The following is a 26,176-nucleotide window of genomic DNA, read 5'->3' on the forward strand; positions in this document are numbered from 1 at the left end:
AAAGTCAGCGCCAGCGGCGGAACACCAGGGAGGTGTTCACGCCGCCAAAGGCAAAGTTGTTGTTCATCACATACTCGTTGCTCATCTGCCGGAACTCGCCGCGCAGGTAATCCAGCTCGCCGCACTGTGGGTCGATCTGGTCGAGGTTCAGGGTCGGGATGTAGCTGTCACGGTTCATCATCTCGATGCTGAACCAGGATTCCAGCGCCCCGCAGGCGCCCAGGGTATGGCCGAGGAAACTCTTCTGCGAACTGATGGGCATGCGGCTGCCGAACAGGCTGCTGGTGGCCAGGGTCTCGGCGATATCGCCCTGCTCGGTGGCGGTGCCGTGGCCGTTCACATAACCGATGGCGTCCGCCGTCAGGCCGGCATCTTCCAGGGCCAGCTCCATGGCCCGGCGCATGGTGCTCTGTTCCGGGCGGGTGGCGTGCTGGCCGTCGGCGTTGCTACCGAAGCCGACGATTTCCGCATGAATATGCGCGCCACGGGCCAGGGCATGTTCCAGTTCCTCGAGCACCAGCATGCCGCCGCCTTCACCGATCACCAGACCGTCACGGCCGCTGTCGTAGGGGCGCGGACTGCTTTGCGGCGCATCGTTTTTCAGGCTGGTGGCGTAGAGCGCGTCGAACACCATGGCCTCGGTGGGACACAGTTCCTCGGCACCGCCAGCAAGCATCAGCGGCAAGCGCCCGAACTTGATCGCCTCATAGGCATAGCCGATGCCCTGGCTGCCGCTGGTGCAGGCGCTGGAGGTGGGGATCAGGCGCCCGGTCAGGCCGAAGAAGATGCTGATATTCGCCGCCGTGGTGTGCGGCATCATGCGCACGTAGGAGTTGGCGTTGAGCCCCTCGGCCACCGAGTTGATCAACATCATGCCGAAGGCCTTGATCTCGTCGGTGCTGCCGGTGGACGAACCGCAGGCCACGCCCATGCGCCCGTCACGGATGATCTCGTTGCCCAGCAGGCCGGCGTCAGCCAGGGCCATTTCCGCCGCGCCGACGGCGAAGCGCGAGACCCGGCCCATGCTGCGCAGCTGCTTGCGGGTCCAGTGCGACGGCACCGCGTAGTCGTCGATCGGCCCGGCCAGGCGCGTGTTCAGTTCGGTGAAACGCTCCCACTCGGCCATGTAGCGGATGCCGCTGCGGTTGGCGCGGAAGTTGGCTTCGATGCTGGCCCAGTCGTTGCCCAGGGAGGTGATGCCGGCCATGCCGGTGACGACGACGCGCTTCATCAGCACAGGCCTCCGTTGACGGCCAGCACTTGCCGGGTGATGTAGGAGGCTTCCGCGGACATCAGGAAGTTCACCGCGCCGGCGACTTCTTCCGGGGTGCCCATGCGTTGTGCCGGGATCATTTTCAGCAGCTCTTCCACCGGTACGTTGTCATCGAGCATGGCGGTATCGATGAGGCCCGGAGCGACGCAGTTGACGGTGATCTTGCGCTTGCCCAGCTCGATGGCCAGGGCCTTGGCGGCGCCGATCAGCCCGGCCTTGGAGGCGCTGTAGTTGACCTGGCCACGGTTGCCGATCAGCCCGGACACCGAGGTGATGCAGACGATTCGTCCAGGAGCGCGGCGGCGGATCATCGGCATCATGACCGGGTGCAGCACGTTGTAGAAACCGTCGAGGTTGGTGCGCAGGACCAGGTCCCAGTCTTCTTCGGAAAGGGCCGGGAACGCGCCGTCACGGGTCAGGCCGGCATTGAGCACCACGCCGTAGTAGGCGCCATGTTCCTCGACGTCTGCTTCCAGGCGGGTGCGGCAGGCTTCACGGTCGGACACATCGAATTGCAGCACCCGGGCCTGGCGACCCAGCGCCTGGATTTCGGCCTGCACGGCGTCGGCCTCGGCGCGGCCGCTGCGGCAATGCAGTACCAGGTCAAAACCCGCGCGGGCCAGGCGCAGGGCGATTGCACGGCCGATACCGCGGCTGGAGCCGGTGACCAGGATGGATTCAGTCATGACGCGACTCCTGTGATTCGGATAGATAAGCGGCGGCCTGGGGTGGACGGAACACGTTCAGGCGCGCGGTGGCATGGATGTCGGGACCGGTCAGGTGGCATTCGAACACGCCCATGCCGTTGTCGTCTTCCAGGGAGCGCAGGGCATGGATGCGCAGTTCGCTGCCGGCGGGAAAGTGTTCCACGTTGCAGTCGAATTTGCGCGTGCCGAGCAGGAACCCCAGTTCCACCGGCTTGCCCTCGCCACGGGCGCGGCAACCGGCATAGGCGGCGACGCTCTGGGCCATCAGTTCGATCCCGACCCAGGCCGGCAGGCTGCCATCCTCGCGGTTGAACAGGCCGTCCGGGCGCACGGTGAGGCGGGTGTGGATCTGTTCTTCGTCGAAGGACAGGACCTGGTCGATCAGGATCATGTCCCCGGCATGGGGCAGCAATTCGGCGAGCGGCCAATCGATCATGGGGCGTCTCCGATAATCAGGCTGACGTTGTTGCCGCCGAAGGCAAAGGAGTTGCTCATCAGGCGGCGCGGTGGATAGGGGTTGAGGTGGTCGCCCGGCTTGACCCAGTTCAGCGGCGGCAGTGCCGGGTCGGCTTGGCCGTCCCAGATATGCGGCGGCAGGGCGGCGGATGGGTTGTCGGTACTCAGGCTCAGCCAGCAGAACGCCGCTTCCAGTGCGCCGGCGGCGCCCAGGGTATGGCCGGTCATGGGTTTGGTCGAGGAGCAGGGCGGGCTCGTCGGGAACAGCGTGGACACCGCTAGGCTTTCCATCGCGTCGTTGTGCTGGGTCGCGGTGCCGTGCAGGTTCAGGTAACCGATATCCTGCGGTTGCAGGTCGGCCTGCTTCAGCGCTTTGCTCATGGCCTGCACGGCGCCCTGACCGGTCGGGTCGGGGGCGGAAATATGGTGGGCATCGCAACTGGCGCCGGCGCCGAGCAGGGCAATGGCCGGGCCGCCGTCGGCGCGCTTGCTCATCAGGAACAGCACCGCCGCTTCGCCGATATTGATGCCGTTGCGGTTCAACGAAAACGGGTTGCAGCGCTGTGTCGACACGGCTTCGAGCGATGAGAAACCGCGCAGTGTCAGCTGGCACAGGCTGTCGACCCCGCCGCACAGCACGGCGTCGCACAGGCCGAGGTCGAGCAGGCGCCGGGCACTCATCAGCGCCCGCGCGCTGGAGGTGCAGGCGGTGGAGATCACGTAGGCCGGGCCGCGCAGTTGCAGCCAGTCGGCGAGGAAGGTCGCCGGGGCGCTCAGTTCCTGTTGCTGGTAGTCGTAGCCGTCGGGGAAGTGCCCGTCTTTCAGGTAGCTGGCGATGCCATGGCTGGCTTCGTCGATGCCCGAGGTGCTGGTGCCCAGGACGATGCCGATGCGTTCGCGGCCATAGGTGTCGATGGCGTGCTGGATCGGCTCGGCGATCTGCCGCGTGGCTTCCATCAGCAGTTGATTGTTGCGGCTGGCCTGGGCGCTCAGTTCAGCGGGAATCGCCATCAGTTCGCCTTGCACGGCGGCCACTGGCAGGATGCGTTCGGGCACCCAGCCGCTTTCCGGACGCATGCCCGAACAGTCACCGGCAAACAGGTTGCGCGCCACGCTCTGCTTGTCGCGGCCCAGCGCGCAGATCACGCCGAGGGCGTTCAGGTAGGCGGTCATGGGGCGGCCTCGTTCAACGGACTGATCCGGTAGTGCAGACTCTCCGGCAGGCTCAGGCTGAAGTCCAGCGGCTGGCGATAGCTGACTCGCCAGCGGGCATCGAGAGTGCGTTCCGTGGCTTGGTGTTGTGCGGTCGGATAGTTGCCCGCGAGTTCGGCATCCGGGGTCAGGGCAAACAGCAATGCGGCGAACAGTTCGCGGGCCTGGGGATTGGGCGGCAACAGGCCATCGGCCTGCCACTCGCCGTCTTGCAGGCGCTGGCGGGCGAGGGGAATGCCCAGCGGGTCCATCAGCGACCAGCGCAGACCATTCGCCTCGCGCTGGATCACCAGCAGCCAGTCCTGGCGTTGTCCGGCCTGTTCACGCTCGATATGCAATTGCAGCGGTAACGCCAGGGTCGGTGCATGCACGGGCAGCGGCGCACGGCTGGCGCAGGCGCTCAGCAGCAGGAGGCAGCCCAGCAACAGGGCGCGAATCATTCGACCGCCCCGCCGAGGGGTTTGCGGGCGACCACATTGACCAGGGTTTCCTCACGCTGGCCCACCGGCGGTGGGTTCTTCAGGCCCAGACGTTCCAGCAGCCCGAAGTCCTTGGACCGGCTCCACCACAGGTAGGGGTAGGAGACGTTCCGTGGTGTGAACTCGAAACCCTGGTCGCGAATCATCTCCAGGTACTGCGCCGCGCTTTTCTGTACATGCATCGGGTGGCGGAACAGCCAGCGAATCACCCAGGTGTCGATATAGGCCTCGGTGGACTCGGCGAACAGCAGGTAACCGCCCGGCTTGAGCACCCGATAGAACTCGGCCAGGGCGCGATCCTGTTGCACCAGGTGGTGAAAGGTCTGGTGGCAGAAAAGGATATCGACGCTTTGCGAGGGCACATCGAGGGTCGCGCAGTCGCTGCCGATCAGCTCGACTTCCAGGCCACGGCGCTGCGCTTCTTCGCCGCTCAGCTTGAGGCTGTGGGGATCGGCGTCGAGGCCGATCAGTCGCGCCGGGGCGAAGGTCTGTTGCAAGTACTGGAAGGATTTGCCCTGGCCGCAACCGGCGTCGAGGATCACCGGGTTGGCCGGCAGGGCCTCGCTGAACAGGCCGCGCAGGTCGTTGATCGCCACCCGCAGCACGTGGTGCTGCCAGGTGTGGCTGCGCAGGAACCAGAAGCCGAAACGGGTTTCCTCGACGTAGGTATCGCTCAGGTACGGGTTGCTCATGTCGGGGTGCTCGCACAGATTTCCGACAGCATCCGCAGACGGCGTCGGGGTTCGCTGACAAAGGGGTTGCGCTCGTCCCAGGCATAGCCGGCGAGGATCGCACTGATCATGGCGCGGATTTCCGGCGAGCTGCCAGGATGGAAGATCACATCCTGGAAGGTCCCGGCGTACCAGCCTTCGACGTAGCAGCGAAAGGTATCGACACCGTGCTTGAGCGGCTCGGCGAACTGGGTCTGCCAGTCGACGCTTTCGCCTTGCAGTTGCCGGTGCAACAGGCCGGCGGCCATGCTCGCCGAACGCATGGCGATGGTCACGCCGGAGGAGAACACCGGGTCGAGGAATTCCGCGGCGTTACCGAGCAGGGCGAAGCCCGGGCCGTGCAAGGTTTTCACGTTGGCCGAGTAACCGCCGATGGTCCGCGCCGGGGTGTCCCATACGGCGTTTTCCAGTACGGCTTGCAGGCTCGGCGTTTCGGCGACGAAACCCTTGAGGCAGGCATCCAGGTCTTCGGTGCGGCCGGCAAAGTGTTCGGCGGCGGCGACCACGCCGAGGGAGCAGCGGCCGTTGCTGAACGGGATGGTCCAGAACCAGATATCGCGCTGTTGCGGGTGGGTGGTGATGAGGATCTTTTCCCGCTCGAAACTGGAATGCTCGATACGGTCTTCGATGTGGGTGAAGACCGCCTGGCGTACCGGGAAATTCGACGGTGCTTCGAGGTCGAGCAGGCGCGGCAGCACCCGGCCGTAGCCGCTGGCATCGAGGACGAAGCGGGCTTCGATCAGGTACTCGCTGCCGTCTTCGCGACGGGCCCGCAGTTGCGGCTGTGGCAGGTCGAAATCAACGCTGACGATTTCCTCGCCGTAGCGGATTTCCACGCCTTGCAGGGCGGCCTGGTCCGCCAGCAGTTTGTCGAAGTCGGCGCGCTGGACCTGGAAGGTAGTCGGCTTGCCGTTGCTGAAGGTCTGGCCGAAATCGAAGGCGCTGTAGTGCTCGCCCCAGGCGAAGGCCGCGCCGTTCTTCAACTGGAACCCGGCGGCGTTGACGGCATCGAGCATGCCGGCTTCTTCGACGAAATCCAGGCAGTGCGACAGCAGGCTTTCACCGATGGAAAAGCGCGGGAAGTGCTGGCGTTCGACGATCAGCACGTCGTGGCCGTTGCGTTTGAGCAAGGCGGCGGCGATGGCGCCGGAAGGGCCCGCGCCAATCACCACGACTTCTCGATGTTCCATTTCAATCGCTGGCACACAGGCTCCTTGCGGGGTTCGACGGTTTCGAAGGGATAGGGCTCGGGTCGACAGTCGTGACCGAGTGATCGGCTTGCGGTGTCGCGGTCTTGTCGCTCGGGCGTGCGGCCCAGGGCGCGAGCAGGAAGCTGAAGGCCAGCCCCAGGCTCACCGCCAGGCCGAAGTTGCTCACCGCCGGGGTGCTGGAAATCGCCAGCAGGCCGAACGACAGCCAGGTGGTCAGGGCGGCGAGCAAGGTGCCCAGCAGGCTGACGGCGGCACCGCCGATCTGCTCGCGCATCAGGATGGCGTAATCGACGCTGATGGCGGTCACCAGCAGCAGGCCGAACAGGCTGAACAGCGTCAGTGGCTGACCGAGCCAGCCGAGGCTGGCCAGGCTGCACAGGGCCGCCAGCAGCGGCAGGGCGACGATCCGCAAGGCACCGCGCAGGCCGAACGGCAGGATCAGCAAGAGCACGATCAGCACACAGGACGCCAGTTTCAGTTCGGCGGCGCTGACCTGGGTGGCGGCAAAAACCTTGTTCAGGTCACCCAGCCGGTCCACCAGTCGTACGCCTGGCAGGCCGTCGGTTTGCGTCCGCAACAGGTCGGCGTTGTTCAGGCCGCGCAGGCTGACCATGCCGGCCACGCCGTCGGTTTGTGCGCCGAGCCAGAGCAGACGCCAGGGTTCGGACAGCGGGCCTTTGAGGGCGCTGTCGATATCCTGGATCGGCAGGGCTTGCAGCTGGGCCAATTCGGTTTGCAAGGCCGCGGCGGGAACGCCGAGGTCGAGCAAGGGTTGCCAGAACCCCGGCAGTTGCTTGAGCGAGTCCTGCAACTGTTGCTGCTCCCGAGGCAGGCTGACCACCTGGTCCAGCGACTGATAGCCCTGGAGTTTGCCCTGGCTCACCAGTTGATCGAGACGCTCGCCGAGTGCGGCCTGACGCTCCAGTAACTGCTGTTGATCGGCGCCGCGCACCAGGAAAAACTGGCTGGTGGGCTGGTAGCCGGTGATCCGCGCGACGGCCTGGGCGTCGGCCAGCAGTTGCGGCGGTGCGCCGACCCATTGGCGGATATCGTTCTTGCTGGTCAGGTGCCACAGGCCAGAGGCGCAGAACAGCACCAGCAGCGCCAGCAGCAGCCGGCTGCCGACTTTGCGCAGCAGCGCTTCACGCACCTTCAGCAATACTTCGCAGACCCGCAGCGGCCATTGCGCCGGACGCAGGTCGGTGCCCTTGAGCAGAGCGGGCAGCAGGCACACGGCGGTCAGGTAGGCACCCACCAGGCCGGCGGCGGAGAACACGGCAATCTGGGTCAGGGCCGGAAACGGCGTCCAGGCCAGGGCCAGGTAACCGATGCAACTGGTGGCCAGGCTCAGGCTCAGTCCGGGCAGGGTAATGCGCAGGGCCGGCCAACTGTGCCAGGGTTTCAGGCTCCAGCTCTTGGACAGGTAATGCAGCGGGTAGTCCACGGCCACGCCGATCAGGCTGGCCCCCAGCACCAGGGTCATCACGTGCAGATGACCGAACAGCAGCACGCAGGCCACCGTACCGAACAGCATGCCCACCAGCACCGGGACGAAGGCCAGCAATACCCGCCAGCGCCGGAAGGCCAGCAACAGCAGCAGGAGAATGCCGAAGGTGGCGCCGCCGCCGACCCAGGTGATTTCCCGGGTCGCTTGTTGCTGGCCGGCGGCGGCATACAGCAGGCCGCTGGCGGCGAGCAGTTGGGCGTCGTCCTGCGCGGCTTCTTCACGGCTCTGCTTGAGCAGTGCGGCGACCTGTATCGGCAGTTTCATGTCGAAAGCATTGCCCCGGGTCCGGGCCCGTAACAGCACCCAGCTTTTACCGTCGGCCTCGGCGATCAATGCGCCGCTGCCGAGATCGAATTGCACCGCGCCGGGTTTCGGTCGGCTGTCCTGGATCCGACCGGTCAGGCCGAGCCAGTCGTCCTGGCTCGGCACCAGGCTGACCCCGGTAAAGGGATCGAACAGGGACTGGACCCGTTGCTGGATAAACGCCGCCGGCTGTTCGATCAGTTGTTGCCGATCAGCGCGGGTGAGCATCGCCAAACGGCTGGCCAGCAGTTGTTGGCGCAACGCCGGCAGGTCGGCCTGCAAGCTCCACTGCACGGTTTCGAACAGCCCGCTGGCCAGCCAGCGCTCGCCCAGCCGTTGCGCCAGGGCAATGGCTTTCTGGCGATCGGCCTGGCCCACCAGCACCAGCATTTCCCGGTTCAAGGGTTCCTGCATGCGCTGTTCGGCCTTGAGCTCCAGGGCATTGGGCGCTGAGCCCGGCACCAGTTCCATCAGGTCGGCCGACACCGGCGCGCCGTGGCGCCATTGCCAACCGGCGAGCGCCAGCACCGCCAGCAGCAGGATCAGGAACAGGCGCGGGAGCAGGCGTTCACTCGGCAAAGTCATGCTGCTCCGCGTCGCTCAGGGGCAGGGCGGCGCTGCTGTCCTGCATGCGCAAGACCGTGCTGTCGCCCTGGGTTTCCAGCAGTTCGATGCGTTGCACCAGTTCGCCGCCGTCGATATTGATCCGGGTGAAGATCTGCTTGAGCAGCACCGAACGTGGCACCAGGGTCAGTTGCCAGTGCTGGGCGTCGCCTTGCAGTTGCAGTTCGAAATCCCGTTGCAGGCCGCTGCTGTCGCCTTGCAGCACGGCGATGAACAGGCGGTTCTGTTCGGCCCCGGCGCTTTTGTTCGGGACCATCTGCCAGCCGCTCGGGTCGCGTCGGGCGATGCCCTTGGCGCTGATGCGGTAGTCCTGTTGCAGCGGGGTCTTGAGCAGCCAGAGCAGGCCGTGGTCCTTGGCGAGGACGAAGGTGCCCTTGCTGGTCAGCGGTTGCGGCAGGGCGCGCAGGTGTTTTTCCTGGATAAAGCTGCCGTGGATCACCGAAGGCTTGGCCAGCTGTTCGCTGAGCTGTTGCAGGTCGAAGGCCGAGGCGTGGGCGGACAGGCCCAGGCAGAGCAGCAGGCATAAACGGATCAGGCGGCTCATGCGAGCACCTTCTCGACGGCGGTAACGAAGACTTTGGGCGAGACCAGTTGCATTTCCCGGCTCTGGATCTCCACCGCCACCTGCACGGTGCTGGCGCGGGTCAGGCGTTCGCCGCTGGCAAGATCAGTGATCAGGTAGTTGACCTTCAAGCGGTTCTCCCATTCCACCAGGTTGGCCCGCACATTGATCTTCTGGCCGAACACCGCGCCGCGTACATAACGCAGTTGCAGGTCGATCACCGGCCACGCGTAGCCGGATTCGAGCATGTGCGTGTAGTTGTGGCCGATATGGTCCAGCAGCGCGCAGCGGGCGACTTCCAGGTACTTCACGTAATGGCCGTGCCAGACCACATGCATGGTGTCGACGTCGAAAAACGGCACCAGGATCTCGGTATCGACATGCAGTACGCCGCGGCTACGCATGGAGCCTCCAGTGTTGCTCGGCGATGCGCTTCAGGCACAGGCGCAGTTCGGCTTCAAGGGCGCGGTCTTCGATCACCGGGGGGAAGTCCTTTGCCAGGGCTTCGTGCATCGCCGCCAGGGCTGGCGGTAGCGGTCGCGCATCGCAGGCCTGGCTGCGCAGCCAGACACCCTGGTTGGCGGCGAGCAAGGTGGCGGCGGCGACCTGTTCGGTCAGCTCCAGCACGCGGATCGCGTCGCGGGCGGCGATGGTGCCCATGCTCACCTTGTCCTGGTTGTGGCATTCGGTGGAGCGCGAGAACACACTGGCCGGCATAGTGTTTTTCAGGGCTTCGGCGGTCCAGGCGCTGGCGCCGATCTGCACGGCCTTGAAGCCATGGTTGAGCATCGCCCGCTCGGCGCTGGCGCCGGAGAGGTTGCTCGGCAGGCCGTGGTTGTAGCGCACGTCCACCAGCAGCGCGAGCTGCCGATCGAGCAGGTCGGCGACATTGGCCACCAGGGTCTTGAGGCTGTCCATGGCGAAGGCGATATGCCCGCCGTAGAAATGCCCGCCGTGGAGCACGCGCTCTTCTTCGGCGTCGATGATCGGGTTGTCGTTGGCGCTGTTCAGTTCGGTTTCGATGAATGAACGCAACCAGCCCAGGCTGTCGGCCAGCACACCGAGCACATGGGGGGCGCAGCGCAGCGAGTAGCGATCCTGCAAGCGGTGCAACGGTGCGGTCGGTGCGTCGATGGCGAGGTCCTTGCGCAGCCAGGCGGCCACCTGCATCTGCCCCGGGTGCGGCTTGGCGGCGAACAGGCGCTCGTCGAAGTGCTCCGGGTTGCCTTGCAGCGCCACCACGTTGAGGGCGGTGATGCGGGTTGCCAGTTGCAGCAGGTAGTCGGCGCGGGCAAAGGCCAGGCAGGCCAGGCCGGTCATGACGGCGGTGCCGTTCATCAACGCCAGGGCTTCCTTGGGTCGCAGCACCAGCGGGTCCCAGCCGAGTTCGCGGTGCACGTCGCTGGATTGGCGGCGTTCGCCACGAAACAGCACTTCGCGTTCGCCGGAGAGGGTCGCGGCGACGTAGGACAGTGGCGTCAGGTCGCCACTGGCGCCGACCGAGCCCTCTTCGGGAATCAGCGGCAGGATGTCCAGGTCGAGGAACGCCTGCAGGCGTTCCAGCAGTTCCACACGCACGCCGGACACGCCATGGCACAGCGACTGCAAACGCGCTGCCAGTACGGCGCGGGTCGCCTGCGGATCGAGCAACTCGCCGAGGCCGCAACCGTGAAAGGTGTAGAGATGACGCGGTAACGCTTCGACGTGTTGCAGCGGCACCGCCACCACGCAGGAGTCGCCGTAGCCGGTGGTGACGCCGTAGATCACGCCTTCCTTGTCCAACAGCGAATCAAGGAACTGCGCGCCCTTGGCAATGCGCTGGCGGAACGCCGGGTCGCCTTGCAGTTGCGTCGGCACCTGACGGTTGGCCAGGGCCAGCACGTCTTCGATGCGCAGCGGGAGTTCGCCGAAGGTGACCGGCTCAAGCGGATGCGTTGTCATCGGATTTCCAGAAAGGGTAGAAGTTGAACCACTGGTACGGTGCCTGCAAGCAGTAATGGCCCAGGCGCTCGGCGTAACGGGTTGCCCACTGGGCGATCACCTGTTCGCGGTCGCTGCGTTTCCACTGCACTGTTTCAGTGAAGGGTTCGAGAGTGATGCGGTAGCGGCCCTGGAGTTTTACGCAGAACAGCAGGTTGACCGGGCATTTCAGCAGTCCGGCCAGCAGCCATGGACCTTGCGGGAACGCGGCGGGCTGGCCGAGGAAGTCCACTCGTACATGGCGTCCGCCATGCAGTGGTACGCGGTCGCCGGCAATCGCCAGCCATTCGCCGCGATCCAGGCGCTGGCTCAGTTGCAGCATCACCGCCGGGTTCAGTTCGCTGACCTGGATCAGCCGCAGGTTGGTCGCCCCGGCCTCGCCCAGCAAGCGGTTGAAGCGCTCGGCGTGCTTGGTGTGGACCAGCACGTTCATGGTGACCCTTTCGCCCAGCTCGGCGAGGGCGCGGCAGACTTCCAGGTTGCCCAGGTGCGCGCCCACCAGCATCTGCCCGCGTTCGCCGCGCAGTTGATTGCGCAGCCGGGCCGGGTCGACGATCTCGAGCTGATCGAGGCGCAGCTTGCCGTTCCATACATCGAGCTTGTCCAGCAGCGAGTCGGCAAAGGCCATGAACTGCCTGAAGACCTTAATGCGGGTTGGCCGCAGGTGGTTTTGACCGCTCCAGTCGGCCAGGCGCTGCTGGTAGTGCCAGGCACTCTGCCGGGCGCTGCGGCCGAACAGGAAAAAGTACAGGACGATACCGTGCAGTACCGGGCTGAGCACTCGACGGCCGAGGACCTTGACGCCGAAGGCGGTGAGTTTCATCAACCAGAAGCTGCCGCGCTCCTGCCGGTCGGCCCAGTGTTTTTGCGCGTCGCTCATGCCCGCCACCGCCGCCAGAGGATGCTCGGCAGGCGCACCAGCATGCCGAAGAACAGCCGGGTATGCATGCTGGAAATCAGCGCGTTGTCGTGGAACATCCGAAAGTGCGAGAGGCCGTTCAGAGGGTAATGGACCTTGGTCGGCAACCAGCGCATGGGTTGGTTGCGCCAGGACAGACGGACGAGGATGTCCGAGTCGAAGTCCATGCGCTTGCCCAGCTTCGCCGAGTCGATCAGCGCCAGCACCGGCGGCAACGGGTAGACCCGGAAGCCGCACATGGAGTCGCGGATCTGCAACGACAGGCTGTTGATCCAGACCCAGACATGGGTCAGGTAACGGGCATAAAGGCGGCCCTTGGGCACGCTGTCATCGTATTGCGGGTAGCCGCAGATCAGCGCCTCGGGGTGCTGGCGCGAGGCGTCGAGAAAGACCGCGATGTCATGCAGGTCGTGCTGACCGTCGGCGTCCACCTGCAGAACATGGGTGAAGCCCAGCCGCGCGGCCTCGCGCATCCCGGTCATGACCGCGCCGCCCTTGCCCTGGTTGACGGGCAGTTTCACCAGGCAGACGTGTTCGTGTTCGGCGAGTTGCTCCAGCACCGCCGCGCAGGCCGGGCTGCTGGCATCGTCCACCAGCACGCAGGGCAGGCCGGCTTGCAGCAGGGCTTCGATTACCGCAGGCACGGCGGCTTCGTGGTTGTAGACCGGGATGACCGCGCAGGGCTTATGCATGGGCCGCCTCCAGCACGATGCGGCCGCTGGAGCAGGCGGCATTGGTATTGCGAAAGGCGAAGTGCAGTTTGCTGCGCTCACGGTCGAAGCGCAGGCTCAGTTCGAGCTGGTCGCCCGGACGCACCAGTTGCTGGAATTTCAGTACTTCCATGCCGGCGAATTTTTCCGGCAACTCGAGTCGCTGGCGACCCAGCTCCAGTGCCCAATCCACTTGCACCACGCCGGGCAGCACCGGGGTGACCGGGAAGTGTCCGCTGAAGTAGGCCAGGTCCGGTGGCACGGCCAATTGCAACAGCCATTCGCCATCCATCTCATGTTGCGACAGCACTTCCGGACCTTTGGGGCGCGGAGCCCGCAACAGGGCCTCGACCTCGGCCTGGGGCAATTTGCCCTGGGGGTTCAGCGGCAGGTGCCGCAGTAAACGCCAGCGGCGTGGCAGCGCCAGGGTTTCGCAATGGCCGAGCAGATGTTTGCGCAGGGTCTCGGTCAGTGCACGCCGACCCTGGTTACGCAGGATATGCAGCCCCTGTTCGGAGAGCACCAACAGCGCGCCGAGGTAGGCGCGGTTTTCCTGTACCACGCCCAGGCGTGCTTCGGCGACCCAATCGTGTTCCATCAGGGCCTGTTCCAGCATCGGCAGGGAGATGCGTTTTTCTTCCAGTTTGACGATGCGGTCCAGCCGCCCCAGCAGTTCGAAACGACCGTCCGCTTCGAAGCGGACGGCGTCCGCCGTTTGCTCGACATGCCCGGCCGGCAGATAAGGCGAAGCCACCTGCAAGGCGCCATCCGGGTCCTGGCTCAGTTGCACATCGGCGAAGGGGCGCCACAGCGGGTCGCCCTGGCGCCAGGCGATGCCGCCGGTTTCCGAGCTGCCGAGAATTTCCGTCGGCCATTGCTGCAAGCGTTGCTGCAGGCTGGACGCGGCTTCGGGTGGGAGCGCGCCGCCCGAGGAAAACACCCGGCGCACCTGGCTCAGGGCCGGCCAGTCGAGGTTGTCGCCCATGCGCTTGAGCAGGGCCGGGCTTGCCACCCAGGCGAACTGCGGATGCTCACGGCTGGCGCGCTGCAGGTCTTCCGGGAAGGCCAGTTGCTTGCGCACGAAGGTCCGCCCGGCACACAGCGGCCAGAGCACGCGGAACAGCAAACCATAGATATGCTGGGTGGCGACGCTGCCGATGATGCAGGCCTGGTCGAGATCGGTCCCCCACAGCTGTTCCAGGGCCAGGACTTCATTGGCCAGTTGGCGCAGGCTTTTGTCGATGCGCTTGGGTTCGCCGCTGGAGCCGGAGGTGCACAGGCTCAGGCGACAGTTGTCGAGATCGAGCGCGGCCGGGCTCAACGGCTCGGCGCAGAGTGCTTCGAGGGCGTGGCTGTCGGTCAGCCACAGGTCGACATCCGCTGCCCAGCGTTGGCGGGTCTGTTCCTGCAGGTCGGCGGGTAACAGCACCCGGACGCCGGCGCGCCAGGCACCGAGCAGGGCAATGGCCAGCTCCCCGGCATCTTCCAGGTGCACGGCAATGTGTTTCACGTCACGGGCCTGCAAGCCAGCCGCCAGGCTCAATGCCTGCTGCGTCAGCCCGGCATGATCCTGCGGTGGATCCAGGGTGACCGCTCGCGGTCCATGCGACTTGAGCAACAACTGCTCAAGGTTTATCCAGTTCATGCGCGGCCTCTTACCCGTTGTCGTACCAGCCACTCAATGGCGAACAGCAAACCCATCAGCCCATAGGAGATCAGGCCGGTGTACAACATCCACCAGCTCAGCGGCGCCCAGAGGGTCAGGGCGGCGGCGATCAGGCCGTTACAGAGAAAGAACAGGCTCCAGACACGGGTCACCTGTCTCGTATAGTTAATGGCCACATCCGGTAACTGCGGCTCCCGCAGGCGGGCCAGCCGCTCGACCATCGGCGGGCCGAATTTCAGGCTCAGGCCGAACAGGCCGAGCATGAAGGCGCTGATCAGCACCGGGTACCAGCGCAGCAACAGCGGGCTGTTCAGCAACGCCAGCAAACCGCAGAAGGCGATGGCACTGAGGGCCATCCACAGGCTGCCGGGGCGCCGCTCGCCGGTCAGGACCCGGGCCAGCCACAGGCCGCCGAGCAACAGCCCGAACTGCCAGGGGGCGAAATGCTCCATGCCGAAATACACCGCAAAGGGGTACAGCAGGCCTGCCAGCAGCAGGCCCAGGCCGATCAGGCGTTTCATGCGGCCGGTTGCACCAGGCGAAAGACCGCCTCGACCACATCGTTGACGGTACGCACCGACTTGAACTCCTCGGCGGCGATTTTCTTGCCAGTCTGACGCTTGATATGGTCGATCAGGTCCACGGCATCGATGCTGTCGATTTCCAGGTCCTGGTACAGGTTGCTGTCCAGGGTGACGCGTTCGGGTTCCAGTTCGAAGAGTTCGACCAGGGCATCGCGCAGGGTGTTGAAGATGTCGTCACGGGTTTGCATGGTACGGCCTCACGCTGCCTGTTTTGCCGTGACGAAAGCCGCAAGGCTGGCCACGCTGGAGAAATGGTCGCGGGTGTCCTTGGCGTCCGCATCGATCTTGATGCCGTAGCGCTTCTGGATCGCCAGGCCGAGTTCGAGGGCATCCACCGAATCCAGGCCCAGGCCTTCGCCGAACAGGGTTTGCTCGTTGCCGATGTCTTGCGCGCTGATGTCTTCCAGGCCCAGGGCCTCGATGATCAGCTCTTTGATCTCAAGGTGCAGGGCGGGGGTTGGATCGCTCATCTGAGGCGAGCTCCTTAATGAAGTAATGGTGCAGATAATCGTTGAGTTTGCGCGAGGCCTGGGGCGCTGGGCCCTGCGCGGCAAAGCCTTGTGGGTCTATATCGGCGCCAACACGGAAACTGAAGTGCACCCGGCGTTGCGGAATGCGATACCAGGGTTCGGCCTTGGTCAGGGTGGTGGGGCTGACCTTGATCACGACCGGGGTGATGATTCTCGCACCCCGCAGGGCAATCGCGGCGGCGCCGCGATGAAAGGCGGGTGCCGTGCCCGGCGTGGTGCGGGTGCCTTCGGGAAAAACGATCAGGGTCTGGCCGTCTTTCAGGGCGCCGGCCGCGGCGTCGAGCATGTCCAGGCTGCCATCGTTGCTGATGTATTCGGTGGAGCGCAGCGGCCCGCGGGTGAAGGGGTTTTGCCAGAGGCTCTGCTTGACCACACAGTTGGCATGACGCACCAGGCCGATCAGGAACACCACGTCGATCAGCGACGGGTGGTTGGCGATGATCATCTGGCCGGGGCGACCGAGTTTTTCCGCGCCTTCGACTTCATAGGTCAGTACGCCGGTGCGGGCCATGAAACGGATGAACAGCCAGAACAGCCGGCTGACCGTTTGTCGTGCGCGCAGGCGCTGGCGTTCGGCATTGCCCGGCAGGCAGCCGAGCAAGGGGAATATCACCAGTCGCAGGCACAGGCCGCCCAGCCCGAACAGGGCGAAGCTCAAGGCGGTGGCCAGCAAGCGCCAGTAGTAGGCGTCGCAGGGCTTGGTCATGGTCGGCGTTGCCAGTTCCATACCCGGGTCTTCCATCGGTGTTGGCAGGAGGCGTGTTGGCCGAGCAGGGTACGCAACAGATCGAGGGCATGGGGCCACTCGGTCGGGCGTTGTTCGTCCGTGCCGCTTTCGAGGGACAGTTGCCACTCGTCGCCCGGGGTCAGCAGCAGGCCGAGGGCGTAGGGAAACGGCACGTCGTCGATCCAGCGGCGGTAGGCTTCGGGCGGTTGTTCCTCGGTGATCACCAGCAGGACCGCGGGGGCGCCTTCATCGAGCAGCGCGGCGGCCTCGAGCATGCCGTGTTCGAGGCCGTCGCCGTTGGCGGCCAGGGCGGTCATTTCGCAGGTCGAGCCGCGCAGGATCGACCACAGGCCGATCACCGCGTTGTGCACCGACAGGCTGAACTGGGTCGGCGACAACGGCTGGTCGGCCGCCAGGTCGCTGAGGATGTCGAAGGTGCGTGGGGTTTCGCCGTGTCGGGAGATGAACACCAGGGGCAGTTGCGCGTGACCCTCGGCCAGTGGCCAGCCGACGCTGAAGGCCATGCGCGCCAGGCGGCTGAGGCGGCGGCGCTGCATGGCCGGCAGGAAGGACACATCCGGTGCCGCATCGCTGGGCGCGGGTACGTAAGGCTGGCGGCTCCAGGCCTGCCAGTCGTCCGCACTTTCCAGGCCCGGGGCCCAGGCGCGCCATTGGGCGATGTTGAAGTTGATCACTGAATGTCTTCCCGCCCCTGCGGGCTTCCTTGAACGCTATGGTTGATCCCTGAACCCCTACCAACCCTGGCGTGGCGCGATGGCCGAGTGGCGCGCATTATCCCGGTGCACAAGGCCTGTAGCAAATTTTTGGTCACATTTTGCTCGATTAAATTTGCAGAATGCGAAGAGGTAGCTAGCAACTGGCTATTATTCGTATTTTTTTGGATACGTATGTCAGAAATTTCCCAGGTCAAAGGGAAAATACCCTGGGTTAGTGAAGTTATTACGGCGTGAGAGGTAGTCCTCGTCCTGCCAAGGTGGCGCGGCAGCGGTCAAGCCCTCTACACTCGGTGATCCATTGATACACGGAGGTCTTGTCATGCGGCGTGTGGTGTTCAATCAGAAAGGCGGGGTCGGCAAGTCGAGCATTGCCTGCAACTTGGCGGCGGTCAGCGCCAGCGAGGGCTATCGGACCCTGTTGGTGGACCTCGATGCCCAGGCCAACTCCACGCAATACCTCACCGGGCTCACCGGTGACGACATTCCCATGGGCATCGCCGATTTCTTCAAGCAGATCCTTTCGTCCGGACCGTTCTCGAAGAAAAACCAGGTGGATATCTATGAGACGCCCTTCGACAACCTGCACGTGATCACGGCCACGGCCGAGCTGGCGGATCTGCAGCCCAAGCTCGAGGCGAAACACAAGATCAACAAGCTGCGCAAACTGCTGGATGAGTTGTCGGAAGATTACGACCGTATTTACCTGGATACGCCGCCAGCGCTGAATTTCTATGCGGTGTCTGCGTTGATTGCCGCCGATCGCGTATTGATTCCCTTCGATTGCGACAGCTTTTCCCGTCAGGCGCTGTATGGCCTGCTGGCCGAGATCGAAGAGTTGAAGGAAGACCACAACGAAGATCTGCAAGTGGAAGGGATTGTGGTCAACCAGTTCCAGGCCCGGGCGAGTTTGCCGCAGCAGATGCTCGACAGCCTGATCGCCGAGGGCTTGCCGGTGTTGCCGGTGTATCTGGCCAGTTCAGTGAAGATGCGCGAGTCCCATGAAGCCAACCGGCCGCTGATCCACTTCGATCCACGGCACAAGCTGACCCAGCAGTTCGTCGAGTTGCACGCGTTGCTGGAGAAAAACGCTTAACACCCTTTTGCGCCTGCCGGCTGCGCGAGCCTCAGATACCTTGGCTGCGCAGCCAGGCCAGCAACTGCGGCAGGGGGAAGGCACCGCTCTGGCGCGCGACTTCCTGGCCATTTCTGAACAGGATCAGGCTGGGAATCGAACGAATCCCCAGCTGTGCCGAGAGTTGCGGGTTGGCCTCGCTGTCGAGCTTGGCCAGGCGGCACTTGCCGGCCAACTGGGCCGCCGCCTGTTCGAACACCGGCGCAAAGGATTTGCACGGCCCGCACCAGTCCGCCCACACGTCCACCAGCAACGGCAGGTCGCCCTTGATCTGGCTGGCGTAATCGCCCTGTTTCAATTCGAACGGTTTATCCAGCAAGACCGCGGCTTTGCAGCGTCCGCATTTCGGCTGGTCGCCCAGGCGTTCGGCGGGGATGCGGTTGAGGCCGTTGCAATGCGGGCAGGGGATCAGTAGTGGTTCGGACATGAGGGGGCTCCAGGGAAGTGGCCAATGGTCCTTATCTGGAGCCGAGCGTGGGTTTTATCAAGCCTTGTCGCATGCCCTCACATTTTCAGCCGCCGGAGTTCGGGCCGGGAACCTAGTCTGGGAGAGCGCACCGTCAGTCGGATGGGCTTCATAGCAAATTGCGATATTCCGATGTCGGGTTTAATCTCCATAGCAAGATGCGATAAGGACATTGCATGCATGTAATTACCGAGAAGCGTATTTGGGAAGCCAAGGGCCGTTGGCCCGACTCAGCCTCTGCGCTGGATGTGTGGTATCGCCGGATCAGAAATTGTCGTCCGGCCAATTTTGCGGCGATGAAAGCCATATTTCCGGCAACGGACAAGGTGGGGGATTTCCATGTGTTCGATATCGGTGGGAACAAGCTGCGCCTGATCGCGGTGGTGCACTACACGGCACACCGGCTCTATATCAAGCATGTGCTTGATCATCGTGAATATGACAAGGGTAAATGGAGGGAGGAGCGTTGATGAACGTCATGACCCAACAGGCTTTCGAGCACTGGCACTTCGTCGAGCCGTTGCTGCGCAAGCCGAAAACCGAAGCCGACTATGATGTGTTGGTCGGCGTGCTCGATGAATTGCTTGAACTGATCGGCGAGGATGAGTCGAGCCCGCTCATGAGCCTGGTGGATATCCTCAGTGACTATATCGAGGCATACGACCATGAGCACCGGCCGATGCCGGTGGCCAGTGGGGCCGATGTACTGCGGGAGATGATGCGTGAACATGGCTTGAACCAGAGCGACCTGCCCGGGGTCGGGCCGCAATCGGTGGTTTCCGAGATACTCAGCGGCAAGCGCAAGCTCAACCTGCGCCAGATCCGCTGGCTGGCTGAGCACTTTGGGGTGTCGGAGCAGACCTTTATCTGAGCCGGCTTACGACGAACAACTGATCTCCAGATGCTTGCCCCACTCCGGTGGCCGCTCGGCGTAGCGTTCCATGCCCGCTTGTTCCTCGAACGGCTTGCTCAGTACTTCGTGGAGTTGCCGTACCTCTGAGTAGTCACCATTTTCCGCCGCATCGATGGCCTTCTGCGCCAGGTAGTTGCGCAGGATATACAGCGGGTTGGCCGCGTGCATCCGTGCCTTGCGCCGGGATTCATCCTGGTCCGGCTCGCGGGCGACCCGGGCCTTGTAGCGGTCGGCCCAGGCGTCGAAGCCCTTGATATCGATAAAGTCATCTCGCAGCCGCGCGGTGGCCAGAGCGGCGGACTCATCCCCCAGGCGGCGGAAGAACAAGGTGTAGTCGACCCCGCCGGCCTGCATCAGTTGCAGCAGGTTTTCCACCAGCTTCAGGTCGTCGTCTTCGGCGCAGGTCAGGCCGAGGCGGCGGCGCATCAGGTCCAGGTAGTGGGCCTGGTACAGCGGCAGGAACAGGCCCAGCGCCTCACGCAACGCCTCGACACTGATGAACGGCGTCAGGGCCTGGGCCAGCGCACTGAGGTTCCACTGGCCGATGGGGACCTGGTTGCTGAACGAGTAGCGGCCCTGGTCATCGGAGTGGTTACAGATGAAGTGCGCATCGAAATCATCGAGAAAGGCGAACGGGCCGAAATCGAAGGTGATGCCCAGGATCGACATGTTGTCGGTGTTCATCACGCCATGGCAGAAACCGTAGGCCTGCCACTTGGCGATCAGCTCGGCGTTGCGCTCGACGATCTCGCGGAACATCGCCAGGTACGGCTCCGGCTGTTCCAGGCACTCGGGGAAATGCATCGCCAGCACGTGTTCGCCGAGCTGCTTCTGCTGCTCCGGCTGCTTGGTGTAGTAGAAGTATTCGAAATGACCGAAGCGCACATGGCTGGGCGCCATGCGCAGGACCATGGCGCCGCGCTCCTGTTTCTCGCGCCACACCGGCGTGTCGGAACCGATCACGCATAGCGCGCGGCTGCTGGGAATACCCAGGGCATGCAGGGCCTCGGAGGCAAGGAACTCGCGAATCGAGGAACGCAGCACCGCGCGGCCGTCGCCCATGCGTGAATAAGGCGTTTGCCCGGCGCCCTTGAGATGCAGGTCCCAATGCTCGCCCGCGTTGTTGTAGACCTCGCCCAGCAACAATCCGCGACCGTCACCCAGGCGCGGGTTGTAGGAACCGAACTGATGCCCCGAATAGACCATCGCCCGTGGTTCGGCCTCGGCCCAGAGCTTGTGCCCGCCGAACAGCTCGGCGAACACCGGTTCCTCGGCAATGGCCGGGTCCAGGTCGAGCAGGGTCATGGCTGCCGGACTCACCGCCACCAGGCGCGGATTGTCGAGGGGCTCGGGCAGGATATGGGTGGAAAACGCATCGCCCAGGCGGGCGAAGCGGTTATCGAAGGTCAGTTCGTCGAGGGCTTTCAAACGGCCGGCTCCAGCAGAATGTCCGAGTATTCTGCTGGGATTAGCCGGCAGACGCCAGCGGCCTCATGCAAACGGCATGGGCGCCGCGTCTGTCAGGTCTCAGTCGAGCTTGTCCGGTGGCGGCAACTGTTCCGGCTCGGCCGGCTCTTTCGAGGCAGGCGCAACGGCTGGCGCGTCGGCTTCCACTGGCACCAACTTGTATTCCTGGCCATGCAGGTTCTTGAGATAGACCTCCATCTGCCGGAACGAGATGTTGATGTGCTCTTTCTTGAACTCGCGGTTGATAAAGCGGTTGACCTCGTCGACCACCGGGTTGCGGTCGCCCAGGTCGCGCACGTGCATGCGCAGTTCGTGGTCCAGGGTACTTTCGCCGAAGTTCAGGAAGTACACGTGGGGCTCGGGCTCCTTCAGGACTCGCGGGTTATCGCGGGCGGCCTTGAGCAGCAGCTCCTTGACCCGGTCCAGGTCCGAACCGTAGTCGACGCCGAGCTTGAGGGTCACGCGGGTAACCGTGTCGGTCAGCGACCAGTTGATCAGTTGCCCGGTGATAAAGGTCTTGTTCGGGACAATGATGTCCTTGCGGTCGAAGTCGGTAATGGTGGTGGCACGGATACGGATCTTGCTGACCGTGCCCGACAGGGTGCCGATGGTGATGGTGTCGCCGATCCGCACCGGGCGCTCGAACAGGATCATGATGCCGGAGATGAAGTTGGCGAAGATTTCCTGCATGCCGAAACCCAGGCCCACCGACAGCGCCGCCACCAGCCATTGCAACTTGTCCCAGCTCACGCCGAGGGTCGAGAGGGTGGAGACGAAGCCGATGCCGGCGATCACGTAGGACAGCAAGGTGGTGGTGGCGTAGGCGCTGCCCTGGGCCAGTTCGAGCTTGGACAGCACCAGCACTTCCAGCAGGCCCGGCAGGTTGCGCGCCAGGGCGAAGGTGATGCCGATGATCGCCAGGGCACCGATGACGTTGCCAATGCTGATGGGCACCATGCTCATGGTCGCGCCGGTGCCGCTGGTGTATTCGTAGAGGGTGATGTTGTCCAGGTAGGAGAACACGCTGATCAGGTCCGACCAGACCCAGTACAGCGCCGCCACGAAGCCGCCGAGCAGGGCCAGGCGGATCAGGCGCATGGATTGTTCGTTGACCTGTTCGATGTCCAGGGTCGGCTCTTCGATCAGCAGTTCGCCATCGCCGGCTTCCTTGGCCGCCTGGCGTTTGCTCAGGGCGCGCTGGTAGGCCAGGCGCCGGGCCGCGACCCCGAGGCCGCGAGCGAAGGTCGCCTCGATCACCAGCCAGAGCATCAGCAGGTACAGGGTCTCGATCAGCCGGTCACTGAGTTTCAGGGCGGTGTAGTAGTAGCCGAAGCACACGGCGATAAACAGCGCGATGGGCATGGCGGTGAAAATCACGCCGACCAGTTTGCGGAACAGCGAGGCACTGCCGTGGTTCGGACTGCCCAGCAGCAAGCGGCTGAGCAGCCAGGCCATCAGGCCGTAGCAGGTCAGGACCACGGCAATGCCCAGCACGTCACCGGCCAGCGAGGCCGGTTGCAGCTCGGCGACGGAAACAATGGCCACCAGGGCCAGGACCACGAAGCCGAGGCGACGTACCCAGCTCTGGAGAAATTCGACCTGGGGTTTTTCCCAACGGAAATGCAGTTCGGCCACGCCGCCCGGGGCCAGAATCCGATAGGCGGTGTAGAACACCAGCCAGGCCAGGGAGATCTGCAGCAGCGCGGCACCGAGACTGGCGTTCTGGCCACGGGCGTCGATCTGCAGGGCATAACCGCACAGGGCCAGCCCCAGGGCGACCGGCATCGCCAGGGCGACGTTGACCAGGATCGCCAGCGGCGTGTGCCACTGGCTGTCGCGTTTGAAGTGGCCGATATCCTTGTGCACCTTGCTCAGGCGCGCATACAGCGACTTGCGCCGCCATAGCAGGGCGCCGATCAACAGCAGCAGGGGCAGGAACAGCAGTGGATGTTGTGCCAAGCCGTCGGTCAGCTCACTGAAGCTCGAGGCCCAGGGCAGGGTGGTGACCTGCTTTTGCAGGCGTGCCGGTACGCTTTCGATCCAGTCCAGGTCCAGGGGCTTGTTGCTCGGAATCCAGAACATCTGCTCGTCCAGGGTGGCGCGCAGGCTCTGGGCGGTGCTGAGCAGTTGCTTCTGGTTCAGTTGCAGGGTGATGGACTCGTTGAGCAGGGCGCTCAACTCGCGGTTCAGGCGTTCGAGCAGGTCGCTGCGGGTCACCGCCAGGTCCAGGAGGGTCCTGCGCAGTTGTGCATTGACCTGGTCCGGTGGCTGGGTCGCCAGCAGGTTGTCGACATAGGTGGCCGGGCTGCTGATCAGTTCGCGCTGCTGGTTGATCTCGAACTGGTAGAGGCGGATATCGGCGATTTCATCGGCCAGGTTCTTGTCCACCTGCAGCCGCGGCAGGGCCTGTTTCTGCTTGTAGAGAATCTTCGACAGCAACAGGCTGCCCTTGAGCACGCTGATCTGTTCGTCCAGGGCCTGGTCGCTCTGGGTCACGCTGTCGAGCTGCTGCTTGGTCTGCAAGTTCTGCTGGGTCAGCTCGTTGAGCCGGTCGGTGCTCTTGAGCAGGTAGTCGGAGAGCTTGAGGTTGGTCGCGCTTTCGGTGGCCAGCACACTGCTGTCGCCGGCTTTCTGCGCTTCGATGGATTGCTGGGTGACGGTCTGTTGGGACTGGGCCAGGCGCTTCTGGTTGATCAGCGACTGCATGTCCTGGATTTCCTGCTCCAGGCGTGCGGTTTTTTCCATCAGCAGGTCATGCTGGCTGTTGCCCAGGTCCTGTAACTGGCTGTTGCCGGCCAGCTCCTGGCGGCGCAGCAGGATCAGCGCGTTGATCGAGGACAGTTCGGCGTTCAACTGGTTGCGCTGGTCGCTGTTGAGGGCCTTGCCGTTGTCCTTGCCCTGCTTGAGGGTATTGTTGATCTGCTGGATGCGTGTCTGGCTGGTGCTGATTTCCGACTGCGCGCGCTCGGGGCGGGTCTGGGCGGTGATGATCAGGCTGTTGGCATCGGCCAGGGCTTTTTGCAGATCGCCTTGTTGGGTAGTGCGCTCGGTCAGCAGTTGTTCGAGCTGCGACACCGACTGGTTGGCATAACGCTGGGCTACCGGGATTACCTTGGTGACTTTCAGGCGGGCCAGTTCACGCTGGTTTTCAACGGTCTGGCGCGGCGCATCGGCGACTTGCTGCTTGGTCGCGGCCAGGCGCTTTTCATAGTCGTCCTGGTTCGACAGCCAGGTCAGCGTCTGCTGCAGCACGGCTTGCAGGGCCTTTTGATCGGCGTCGGCGAGCTTGCGGTCGGCAATCCTGTCCAGGCTTTGCTGGACCGATTGACTGGTGGGCGGTTCGGCCGCTTGCAACGCGCCGACGGAAAGACTCAGGCCCAGCAGGGCCATGGCAAGAAAAGTGCGCAAGGAAGACATAAGTACCGGTCAAGCAGCGTGAAGAAAGTGGGCAGTTTAGAGGAAGAGACCCGGACCCGGGCGACTTCCTTCGGGGAATCTGACGCCGACTTTGCCGATCTTGTTCCCGTCCATGACCGCGACAGTCCACAAGGTGTTGTTCCACTCCACCTGGTCGCCGACGATCGGCGCGCCGCCGACCTTGTGGGCGATGAAGCTGCCCAGCGGAGTATTCGGGTCGACGCCTTCGAGTTTCAGGCCATAGAGCGCCGAGACCGCGCCCAGCTGGGCGTCGCCTTCGAGGACGAAGTCGCCGAAGAAGCGCAGGTCGAGCCCGCGTTGCGGCGCCTGGCTGAACAGCTTGCCGAGGGCCGGGAGGTTGTGTTCGTGACCGATCACGCAGAGCAGGTCATCGACTTCCAGGGTGGTACTACCCGACGGATGGAGCAGTTGCTGGCCACGGAACAGCGCGGCGATACGCGTACCTTCAGGCATTTTCAGCTCGCGCAGGGCGGCGCCGATACACCATTTTTCAGCACCCAGGCGATAGACGAAGAGCTCCCATTCGCTGGTGACATGCACTTCCAGGGCGGCCCGGGAGATCGGTGCCGGTTCCGGCGGGACCGTGACCTTCAGCAGCTTGGCCACCCACGGCAGGCTGGTGCCTTGCACCAGCAGCGACACCAGCACGATAAAGAACGCCAGGTTGAAGTACAGCTGCGCATGGGGCAGGCCGGCCATCAGCGGGAACACCGCGAGAATGATCGGGACCGCGCCGCGCAGGCCGACCCAGGAGATAAACGCCTTTTCCCGGCCATGGAAGGCCTTGAACGGCAGCAGCCCGACCAGCACCGACAGCGGCCGGGCGAACAGGATCATCCACAGTGCCAGGCCCAGGGCCGGCAGGGCGATGGGCAGCAGGTCATGGGGCGTGACCAGCAGGCCCAGCACCAGGAACATGCCGATCTGCGCCAGCCAGGCCATGCCGTCGAGCATGTGCAGGATGCCGTGGCGACTGCGCACCGGACGGTTGCCGATCACCAGGCCGCACAGGTACACGGCGAGGAAGCCGCTGCCGTGCAGGGCGTTGGTCAGGGCGAAGACCACCAGGCCGCCGCTGATCACCAGGATCGGGTAGAGGCCGTTGGCCAGGTTGATGCGGTTGACCAGTTGCAGCATCAGCCAGCCGCCACCGAGGCCGATGATGCCGCCGATGCCGAATTCGCGAATCAGATGGCCGAGCAGGCTCCAGTGCAGGCCGGTCTGGCCGCTGGCGAGCATGTCGATCAGGGTCACGGTGAGAAACACCGCCATCGGGTCGTTACTGCCCGACTCGATTTCCAGGCTGGCGGTGACCCGTTCGTTCAGGCCCTTGCCGCCCAGCAGCGAGAATACCGCCGCGGCGTCCGTGGAACCGACGATGGCGCCGATCAGCAGGCCCTGGATGATATTCAGGTTGAACAGCCAGGCGGCGGCCATGCCGGTCAGGCCGGTGGTGATCAGCACCCCGACGGTGGCCAGCGACAACGCCGGCCACAACGCCACGCGGAAACTCGCGACCCGCGTGCGCAGGCCGCCGTCGAGCAGGATCACGGCGAGGGCGAGGTTACCGACCAGGTAGGCGGTGGGGTAGTTGTCGAAGATGATGCCGCCGCCGTCGACGCCGGCGCTCATGCCCACAGCGAGGATGATCACCAGGATCGGGATGCCGAGGCGCGAGGACAGCGAGCTCACCAGGATACTTGCGCCTACCAGCAACGCGCCGATCAAGAACAGGCTGTTGATGGTCGTCGCATTCAAAGGCAGTACTCCAGGAAAGCTTGCAAAGGCTGGGCGCAGACTGACCATGCAGTCTGCGTGCCAGCGATTCTAACCTGTTGAAAT

The 26,176-nt window shown here is 64.2% G+C and carries 26 protein-coding genes; 3 read left to right on the forward strand and 23 right to left on the reverse strand.

Annotation, left to right across the window (positions count from 1 at the left end; all coding sequences use genetic code 11):
- Positions 1–4: 4 nt before the first annotated feature.
- From CWE01_RS10360 to CWE01_RS10450, 19 genes are read right to left on the reverse strand one after another with little or no spacing between them, the layout of a single operon-like run.
- Complete coding sequence (locus CWE01_RS10360; RefSeq protein WP_100940433.1) at positions 5–1,231, reverse strand: beta-ketoacyl-ACP synthase; 1,227 nt, start codon at positions 1,229–1,231, stop codon at positions 5–7.
- Positions 1,231–1,959: a 3-oxoacyl-ACP reductase FabG gene (gene fabG / locus CWE01_RS10365; protein ID WP_100940434.1), complete on the reverse strand. Its 729-nt coding sequence runs from the start codon at positions 1,957–1,959 to the stop codon at positions 1,231–1,233. The genes CWE01_RS10360 and fabG overlap by 1 nt, the downstream gene beginning before the upstream one ends.
- A complete protein-coding gene (locus CWE01_RS10370) occupies positions 1,952–2,416 on the reverse strand; it encodes a hotdog family protein (RefSeq protein ID WP_100940435.1) in 465 nt (154 codons plus the stop codon). Before CWE01_RS10370 ends, fabG begins: the two co-directional genes overlap by 8 nt.
- Positions 2,413–3,609 (reverse strand): beta-ketoacyl-[acyl-carrier-protein] synthase family protein, encoded by a 1,197-nt coding sequence (locus CWE01_RS10375; protein WP_100940436.1) that lies wholly within the window; start codon positions 3,607–3,609, stop codon positions 2,413–2,415. The genes CWE01_RS10370 and CWE01_RS10375 overlap by 4 nt, the downstream gene beginning before the upstream one ends.
- On the reverse strand, positions 3,606–4,088 hold the full coding sequence (locus CWE01_RS10380) for a DUF3261 domain-containing protein (protein WP_100940437.1): 483 nt from the start codon (positions 4,086–4,088) through the stop codon (positions 3,606–3,608). The genes CWE01_RS10375 and CWE01_RS10380 overlap by 4 nt, the downstream gene beginning before the upstream one ends.
- A complete protein-coding gene (locus CWE01_RS10385) occupies positions 4,085–4,819 on the reverse strand; it encodes a class I SAM-dependent methyltransferase (RefSeq protein WP_100940438.1) in 735 nt (244 codons plus the stop codon). Before CWE01_RS10385 ends, CWE01_RS10380 begins: the two co-directional genes overlap by 4 nt.
- Complete coding sequence (locus CWE01_RS10390) at positions 4,816–6,063, reverse strand: NAD(P)/FAD-dependent oxidoreductase (protein WP_177144577.1); 1,248 nt, start codon at positions 6,061–6,063, stop codon at positions 4,816–4,818. Before CWE01_RS10390 ends, CWE01_RS10385 begins: the two co-directional genes overlap by 4 nt.
- Positions 6,050–8,464 carry an MMPL family transporter gene (locus CWE01_RS10395; RefSeq protein ID WP_157815204.1) on the reverse strand — a complete coding sequence of 805 codons (2,415 nt, stop codon included), beginning with the start codon at positions 8,462–8,464 and terminating at the stop codon, positions 6,050–6,052. The genes CWE01_RS10390 and CWE01_RS10395 overlap by 14 nt, the downstream gene beginning before the upstream one ends.
- Positions 8,448–9,047 (reverse strand): outer membrane lipoprotein carrier protein LolA, encoded by a 600-nt coding sequence (locus tag CWE01_RS10400; protein WP_100940440.1) that lies wholly within the window; start codon positions 9,045–9,047, stop codon positions 8,448–8,450. The genes CWE01_RS10395 and CWE01_RS10400 overlap by 17 nt, the downstream gene beginning before the upstream one ends.
- Positions 9,044–9,469, reverse strand: a complete 426-nt coding sequence (locus CWE01_RS10405; RefSeq protein WP_100940441.1) for a thioesterase family protein — start codon at positions 9,467–9,469, stop codon at positions 9,044–9,046. The genes CWE01_RS10400 and CWE01_RS10405 overlap by 4 nt, the downstream gene beginning before the upstream one ends.
- Positions 9,462–11,006, reverse strand: a complete 1,545-nt coding sequence (gene hutH / locus CWE01_RS10410; protein WP_100940442.1) for a histidine ammonia-lyase — start codon at positions 11,004–11,006, stop codon at positions 9,462–9,464. The genes CWE01_RS10405 and hutH overlap by 8 nt, the downstream gene beginning before the upstream one ends.
- Positions 10,987–11,925, reverse strand: coding sequence for a glycosyl transferase (locus CWE01_RS10415; RefSeq protein WP_100940443.1), 939 nt, complete (start codon positions 11,923–11,925; stop codon positions 10,987–10,989). The genes hutH and CWE01_RS10415 overlap by 20 nt, the downstream gene beginning before the upstream one ends.
- On the reverse strand, positions 11,922–12,656 hold the full coding sequence (locus tag CWE01_RS10420) for a glycosyltransferase family 2 protein (protein ID WP_100940444.1): 735 nt from the start codon (positions 12,654–12,656) through the stop codon (positions 11,922–11,924). The genes CWE01_RS10415 and CWE01_RS10420 overlap by 4 nt, the downstream gene beginning before the upstream one ends.
- Entirely contained in the window at positions 12,649–14,319 is a 1,671-nt protein-coding gene (locus CWE01_RS10425; protein WP_100940445.1) for an AMP-binding protein, read from the reverse strand. The genes CWE01_RS10420 and CWE01_RS10425 overlap by 8 nt, the downstream gene beginning before the upstream one ends.
- Positions 14,316–14,861, reverse strand: coding sequence for a hypothetical protein (locus CWE01_RS10430; RefSeq protein ID WP_100940446.1), 546 nt, complete (start codon positions 14,859–14,861; stop codon positions 14,316–14,318). The genes CWE01_RS10425 and CWE01_RS10430 overlap by 4 nt, the downstream gene beginning before the upstream one ends.
- Positions 14,858–15,112, reverse strand: coding sequence for an acyl carrier protein (locus CWE01_RS10435; RefSeq protein WP_100940447.1), 255 nt, complete (start codon positions 15,110–15,112; stop codon positions 14,858–14,860). Before CWE01_RS10435 ends, CWE01_RS10430 begins: the two co-directional genes overlap by 4 nt.
- Positions 15,113–15,121: 9 nt before the next feature.
- The gene (locus CWE01_RS10440) at positions 15,122–15,394 is read right to left on the reverse strand and encodes a phosphopantetheine-binding protein (RefSeq protein ID WP_100940448.1); all 273 of its coding nucleotides are present in this window, start codon (positions 15,392–15,394) and stop codon (positions 15,122–15,124) included.
- Positions 15,363–16,181, reverse strand: coding sequence for a 1-acyl-sn-glycerol-3-phosphate acyltransferase (locus CWE01_RS10445; protein ID WP_100940449.1), 819 nt, complete (start codon positions 16,179–16,181; stop codon positions 15,363–15,365). The genes CWE01_RS10440 and CWE01_RS10445 overlap by 32 nt, the downstream gene beginning before the upstream one ends.
- Complete coding sequence (locus CWE01_RS10450; protein ID WP_100940450.1) at positions 16,157–16,876, reverse strand: beta-ketoacyl synthase chain length factor; 720 nt, start codon at positions 16,874–16,876, stop codon at positions 16,157–16,159. Before CWE01_RS10450 ends, CWE01_RS10445 begins: the two co-directional genes overlap by 25 nt.
- Positions 16,877–17,237: 361 nt before the next feature.
- Here CWE01_RS10450 and CWE01_RS10455 point away from each other — a divergent pair, with 361 nt between their 5' ends.
- The gene (locus CWE01_RS10455; protein WP_100940451.1) at positions 17,238–18,011 is read left to right on the forward strand and encodes a ParA family protein; all 774 of its coding nucleotides are present in this window, start codon (positions 17,238–17,240) and stop codon (positions 18,009–18,011) included.
- Positions 18,012–18,042: 31 nt separating this feature from the next.
- Here CWE01_RS10455 and trxC read toward each other — a convergent pair whose 3' ends face one another.
- The gene (trxC, locus tag CWE01_RS10460) at positions 18,043–18,477 is read right to left on the reverse strand and encodes a thioredoxin TrxC (protein WP_100940452.1); all 435 of its coding nucleotides are present in this window, start codon (positions 18,475–18,477) and stop codon (positions 18,043–18,045) included.
- A 215-nt stretch (positions 18,478–18,692) separates the two neighbouring features.
- Between trxC and CWE01_RS10465 the strand changes: the two genes are divergently transcribed.
- Together CWE01_RS10465 and CWE01_RS10470 are read left to right on the forward strand one after the other, a co-directional pair.
- A complete protein-coding gene (locus CWE01_RS10465; protein ID WP_100940453.1) occupies positions 18,693–18,986 on the forward strand; it encodes a type II toxin-antitoxin system HigB family toxin in 294 nt (97 codons plus the stop codon).
- Positions 18,986–19,387 (forward strand): type II toxin-antitoxin system HigA family antitoxin, encoded by a 402-nt coding sequence (locus tag CWE01_RS10470; protein WP_100940454.1) that lies wholly within the window; start codon positions 18,986–18,988, stop codon positions 19,385–19,387. Before CWE01_RS10465 ends, CWE01_RS10470 begins: the two co-directional genes overlap by 1 nt.
- A gap of 6 nt (positions 19,388–19,393) precedes the next feature.
- Here CWE01_RS10470 and selO read toward each other — a convergent pair whose 3' ends face one another.
- The 3 genes from selO to CWE01_RS10485 form a co-directional block, all read right to left on the reverse strand.
- Complete coding sequence (gene selO, locus CWE01_RS10475) at positions 19,394–20,857, reverse strand: protein adenylyltransferase SelO (RefSeq protein WP_100940455.1); 1,464 nt, start codon at positions 20,855–20,857, stop codon at positions 19,394–19,396.
- A 99-nt stretch (positions 20,858–20,956) separates the two neighbouring features.
- The gene (gene mscK / locus CWE01_RS10480; protein ID WP_100940456.1) at positions 20,957–24,313 is read right to left on the reverse strand and encodes a mechanosensitive channel MscK; all 3,357 of its coding nucleotides are present in this window, start codon (positions 24,311–24,313) and stop codon (positions 20,957–20,959) included.
- 36 nt (positions 24,314–24,349) lie between these two features.
- Complete coding sequence (locus CWE01_RS10485) at positions 24,350–26,092, reverse strand: potassium/proton antiporter (RefSeq protein ID WP_100940457.1); 1,743 nt, start codon at positions 26,090–26,092, stop codon at positions 24,350–24,352.
- Between the last annotated feature and the right edge of the window lie 84 nt (positions 26,093–26,176).

The organism is Pseudomonas sp. QS1027 (assembly GCF_002814235.1).
In the GTDB taxonomy this organism is placed as follows: Bacteria; Pseudomonadota; Gammaproteobacteria; order Pseudomonadales; family Pseudomonadaceae; genus Aquipseudomonas.

What these genes read in the sequence shown, in the direction of transcription:
- CWE01_RS10360 (WP_100940433.1), bottom strand. Translation starts at nt 1,231, where the DNA reads ATGAAGCGCGTCGTCGTCACCGGCATGGCCGGCATCACCTCCCTGGGC.
- fabG (WP_100940434.1), bottom strand. Translation starts at nt 1,959, where the DNA reads ATGACTGAATCCATCCTGGTCACCGGCTCCAGCCGCGGTATCGGCCGT.
- CWE01_RS10370 (WP_100940435.1), bottom strand. Translation starts at nt 2,416, where the DNA reads ATGATCGATTGGCCGCTCGCCGAATTGCTGCCCCATGCCGGGGACATG.
- CWE01_RS10375 (WP_100940436.1), bottom strand. Translation starts at nt 3,609, where the DNA reads ATGACCGCCTACCTGAACGCCCTCGGCGTGATCTGCGCGCTGGGCCGC.
- CWE01_RS10380 (WP_100940437.1), bottom strand. Translation starts at nt 4,088, where the DNA reads ATGATTCGCGCCCTGTTGCTGGGCTGCCTCCTGCTGCTGAGCGCCTGC.
- CWE01_RS10385 (WP_100940438.1), bottom strand. Translation starts at nt 4,819, where the DNA reads ATGAGCAACCCGTACCTGAGCGATACCTACGTCGAGGAAACCCGTTTC.
- CWE01_RS10395 (WP_157815204.1), bottom strand. Translation starts at nt 8,464, where the DNA reads ATGACTTTGCCGAGTGAACGCCTGCTCCCGCGCCTGTTCCTGATCCTG.
- CWE01_RS10400 (WP_100940440.1), bottom strand. Translation starts at nt 9,047, where the DNA reads ATGAGCCGCCTGATCCGTTTATGCCTGCTGCTCTGCCTGGGCCTGTCC.
- CWE01_RS10405 (WP_100940441.1), bottom strand. Translation starts at nt 9,469, where the DNA reads ATGCGTAGCCGCGGCGTACTGCATGTCGATACCGAGATCCTGGTGCCG.
- hutH (WP_100940442.1), bottom strand. Translation starts at nt 11,006, where the DNA reads ATGACAACGCATCCGCTTGAGCCGGTCACCTTCGGCGAACTCCCGCTG.
- CWE01_RS10415 (WP_100940443.1), bottom strand. Translation starts at nt 11,925, where the DNA reads ATGAGCGACGCGCAAAAACACTGGGCCGACCGGCAGGAGCGCGGCAGC.
- CWE01_RS10420 (WP_100940444.1), bottom strand. Translation starts at nt 12,656, where the DNA reads ATGCATAAGCCCTGCGCGGTCATCCCGGTCTACAACCACGAAGCCGCC.
- CWE01_RS10425 (WP_100940445.1), bottom strand. Translation starts at nt 14,319, where the DNA reads ATGAACTGGATAAACCTTGAGCAGTTGTTGCTCAAGTCGCATGGACCG.
- CWE01_RS10430 (WP_100940446.1), bottom strand. Translation starts at nt 14,861, where the DNA reads ATGAAACGCCTGATCGGCCTGGGCCTGCTGCTGGCAGGCCTGCTGTAC.
- CWE01_RS10435 (WP_100940447.1), bottom strand. Translation starts at nt 15,112, where the DNA reads ATGCAAACCCGTGACGACATCTTCAACACCCTGCGCGATGCCCTGGTC.
- CWE01_RS10440 (WP_100940448.1), bottom strand. Translation starts at nt 15,394, where the DNA reads ATGAGCGATCCAACCCCCGCCCTGCACCTTGAGATCAAAGAGCTGATC.
- CWE01_RS10445 (WP_100940449.1), bottom strand. Translation starts at nt 16,181, where the DNA reads ATGGAACTGGCAACGCCGACCATGACCAAGCCCTGCGACGCCTACTAC.
- CWE01_RS10455 (WP_100940451.1), top strand. Translation starts at nt 17,238, where the DNA reads ATGCGGCGTGTGGTGTTCAATCAGAAAGGCGGGGTCGGCAAGTCGAGC.
- trxC (WP_100940452.1), bottom strand. Translation starts at nt 18,477, where the DNA reads ATGTCCGAACCACTACTGATCCCCTGCCCGCATTGCAACGGCCTCAAC.
- CWE01_RS10465 (WP_100940453.1), top strand. Translation starts at nt 18,693, where the DNA reads ATGCATGTAATTACCGAGAAGCGTATTTGGGAAGCCAAGGGCCGTTGG.
- CWE01_RS10470 (WP_100940454.1), top strand. Translation starts at nt 18,986, where the DNA reads ATGAACGTCATGACCCAACAGGCTTTCGAGCACTGGCACTTCGTCGAG.
- mscK (WP_100940456.1), bottom strand. Translation starts at nt 24,313, where the DNA reads ATGTCTTCCTTGCGCACTTTTCTTGCCATGGCCCTGCTGGGCCTGAGT.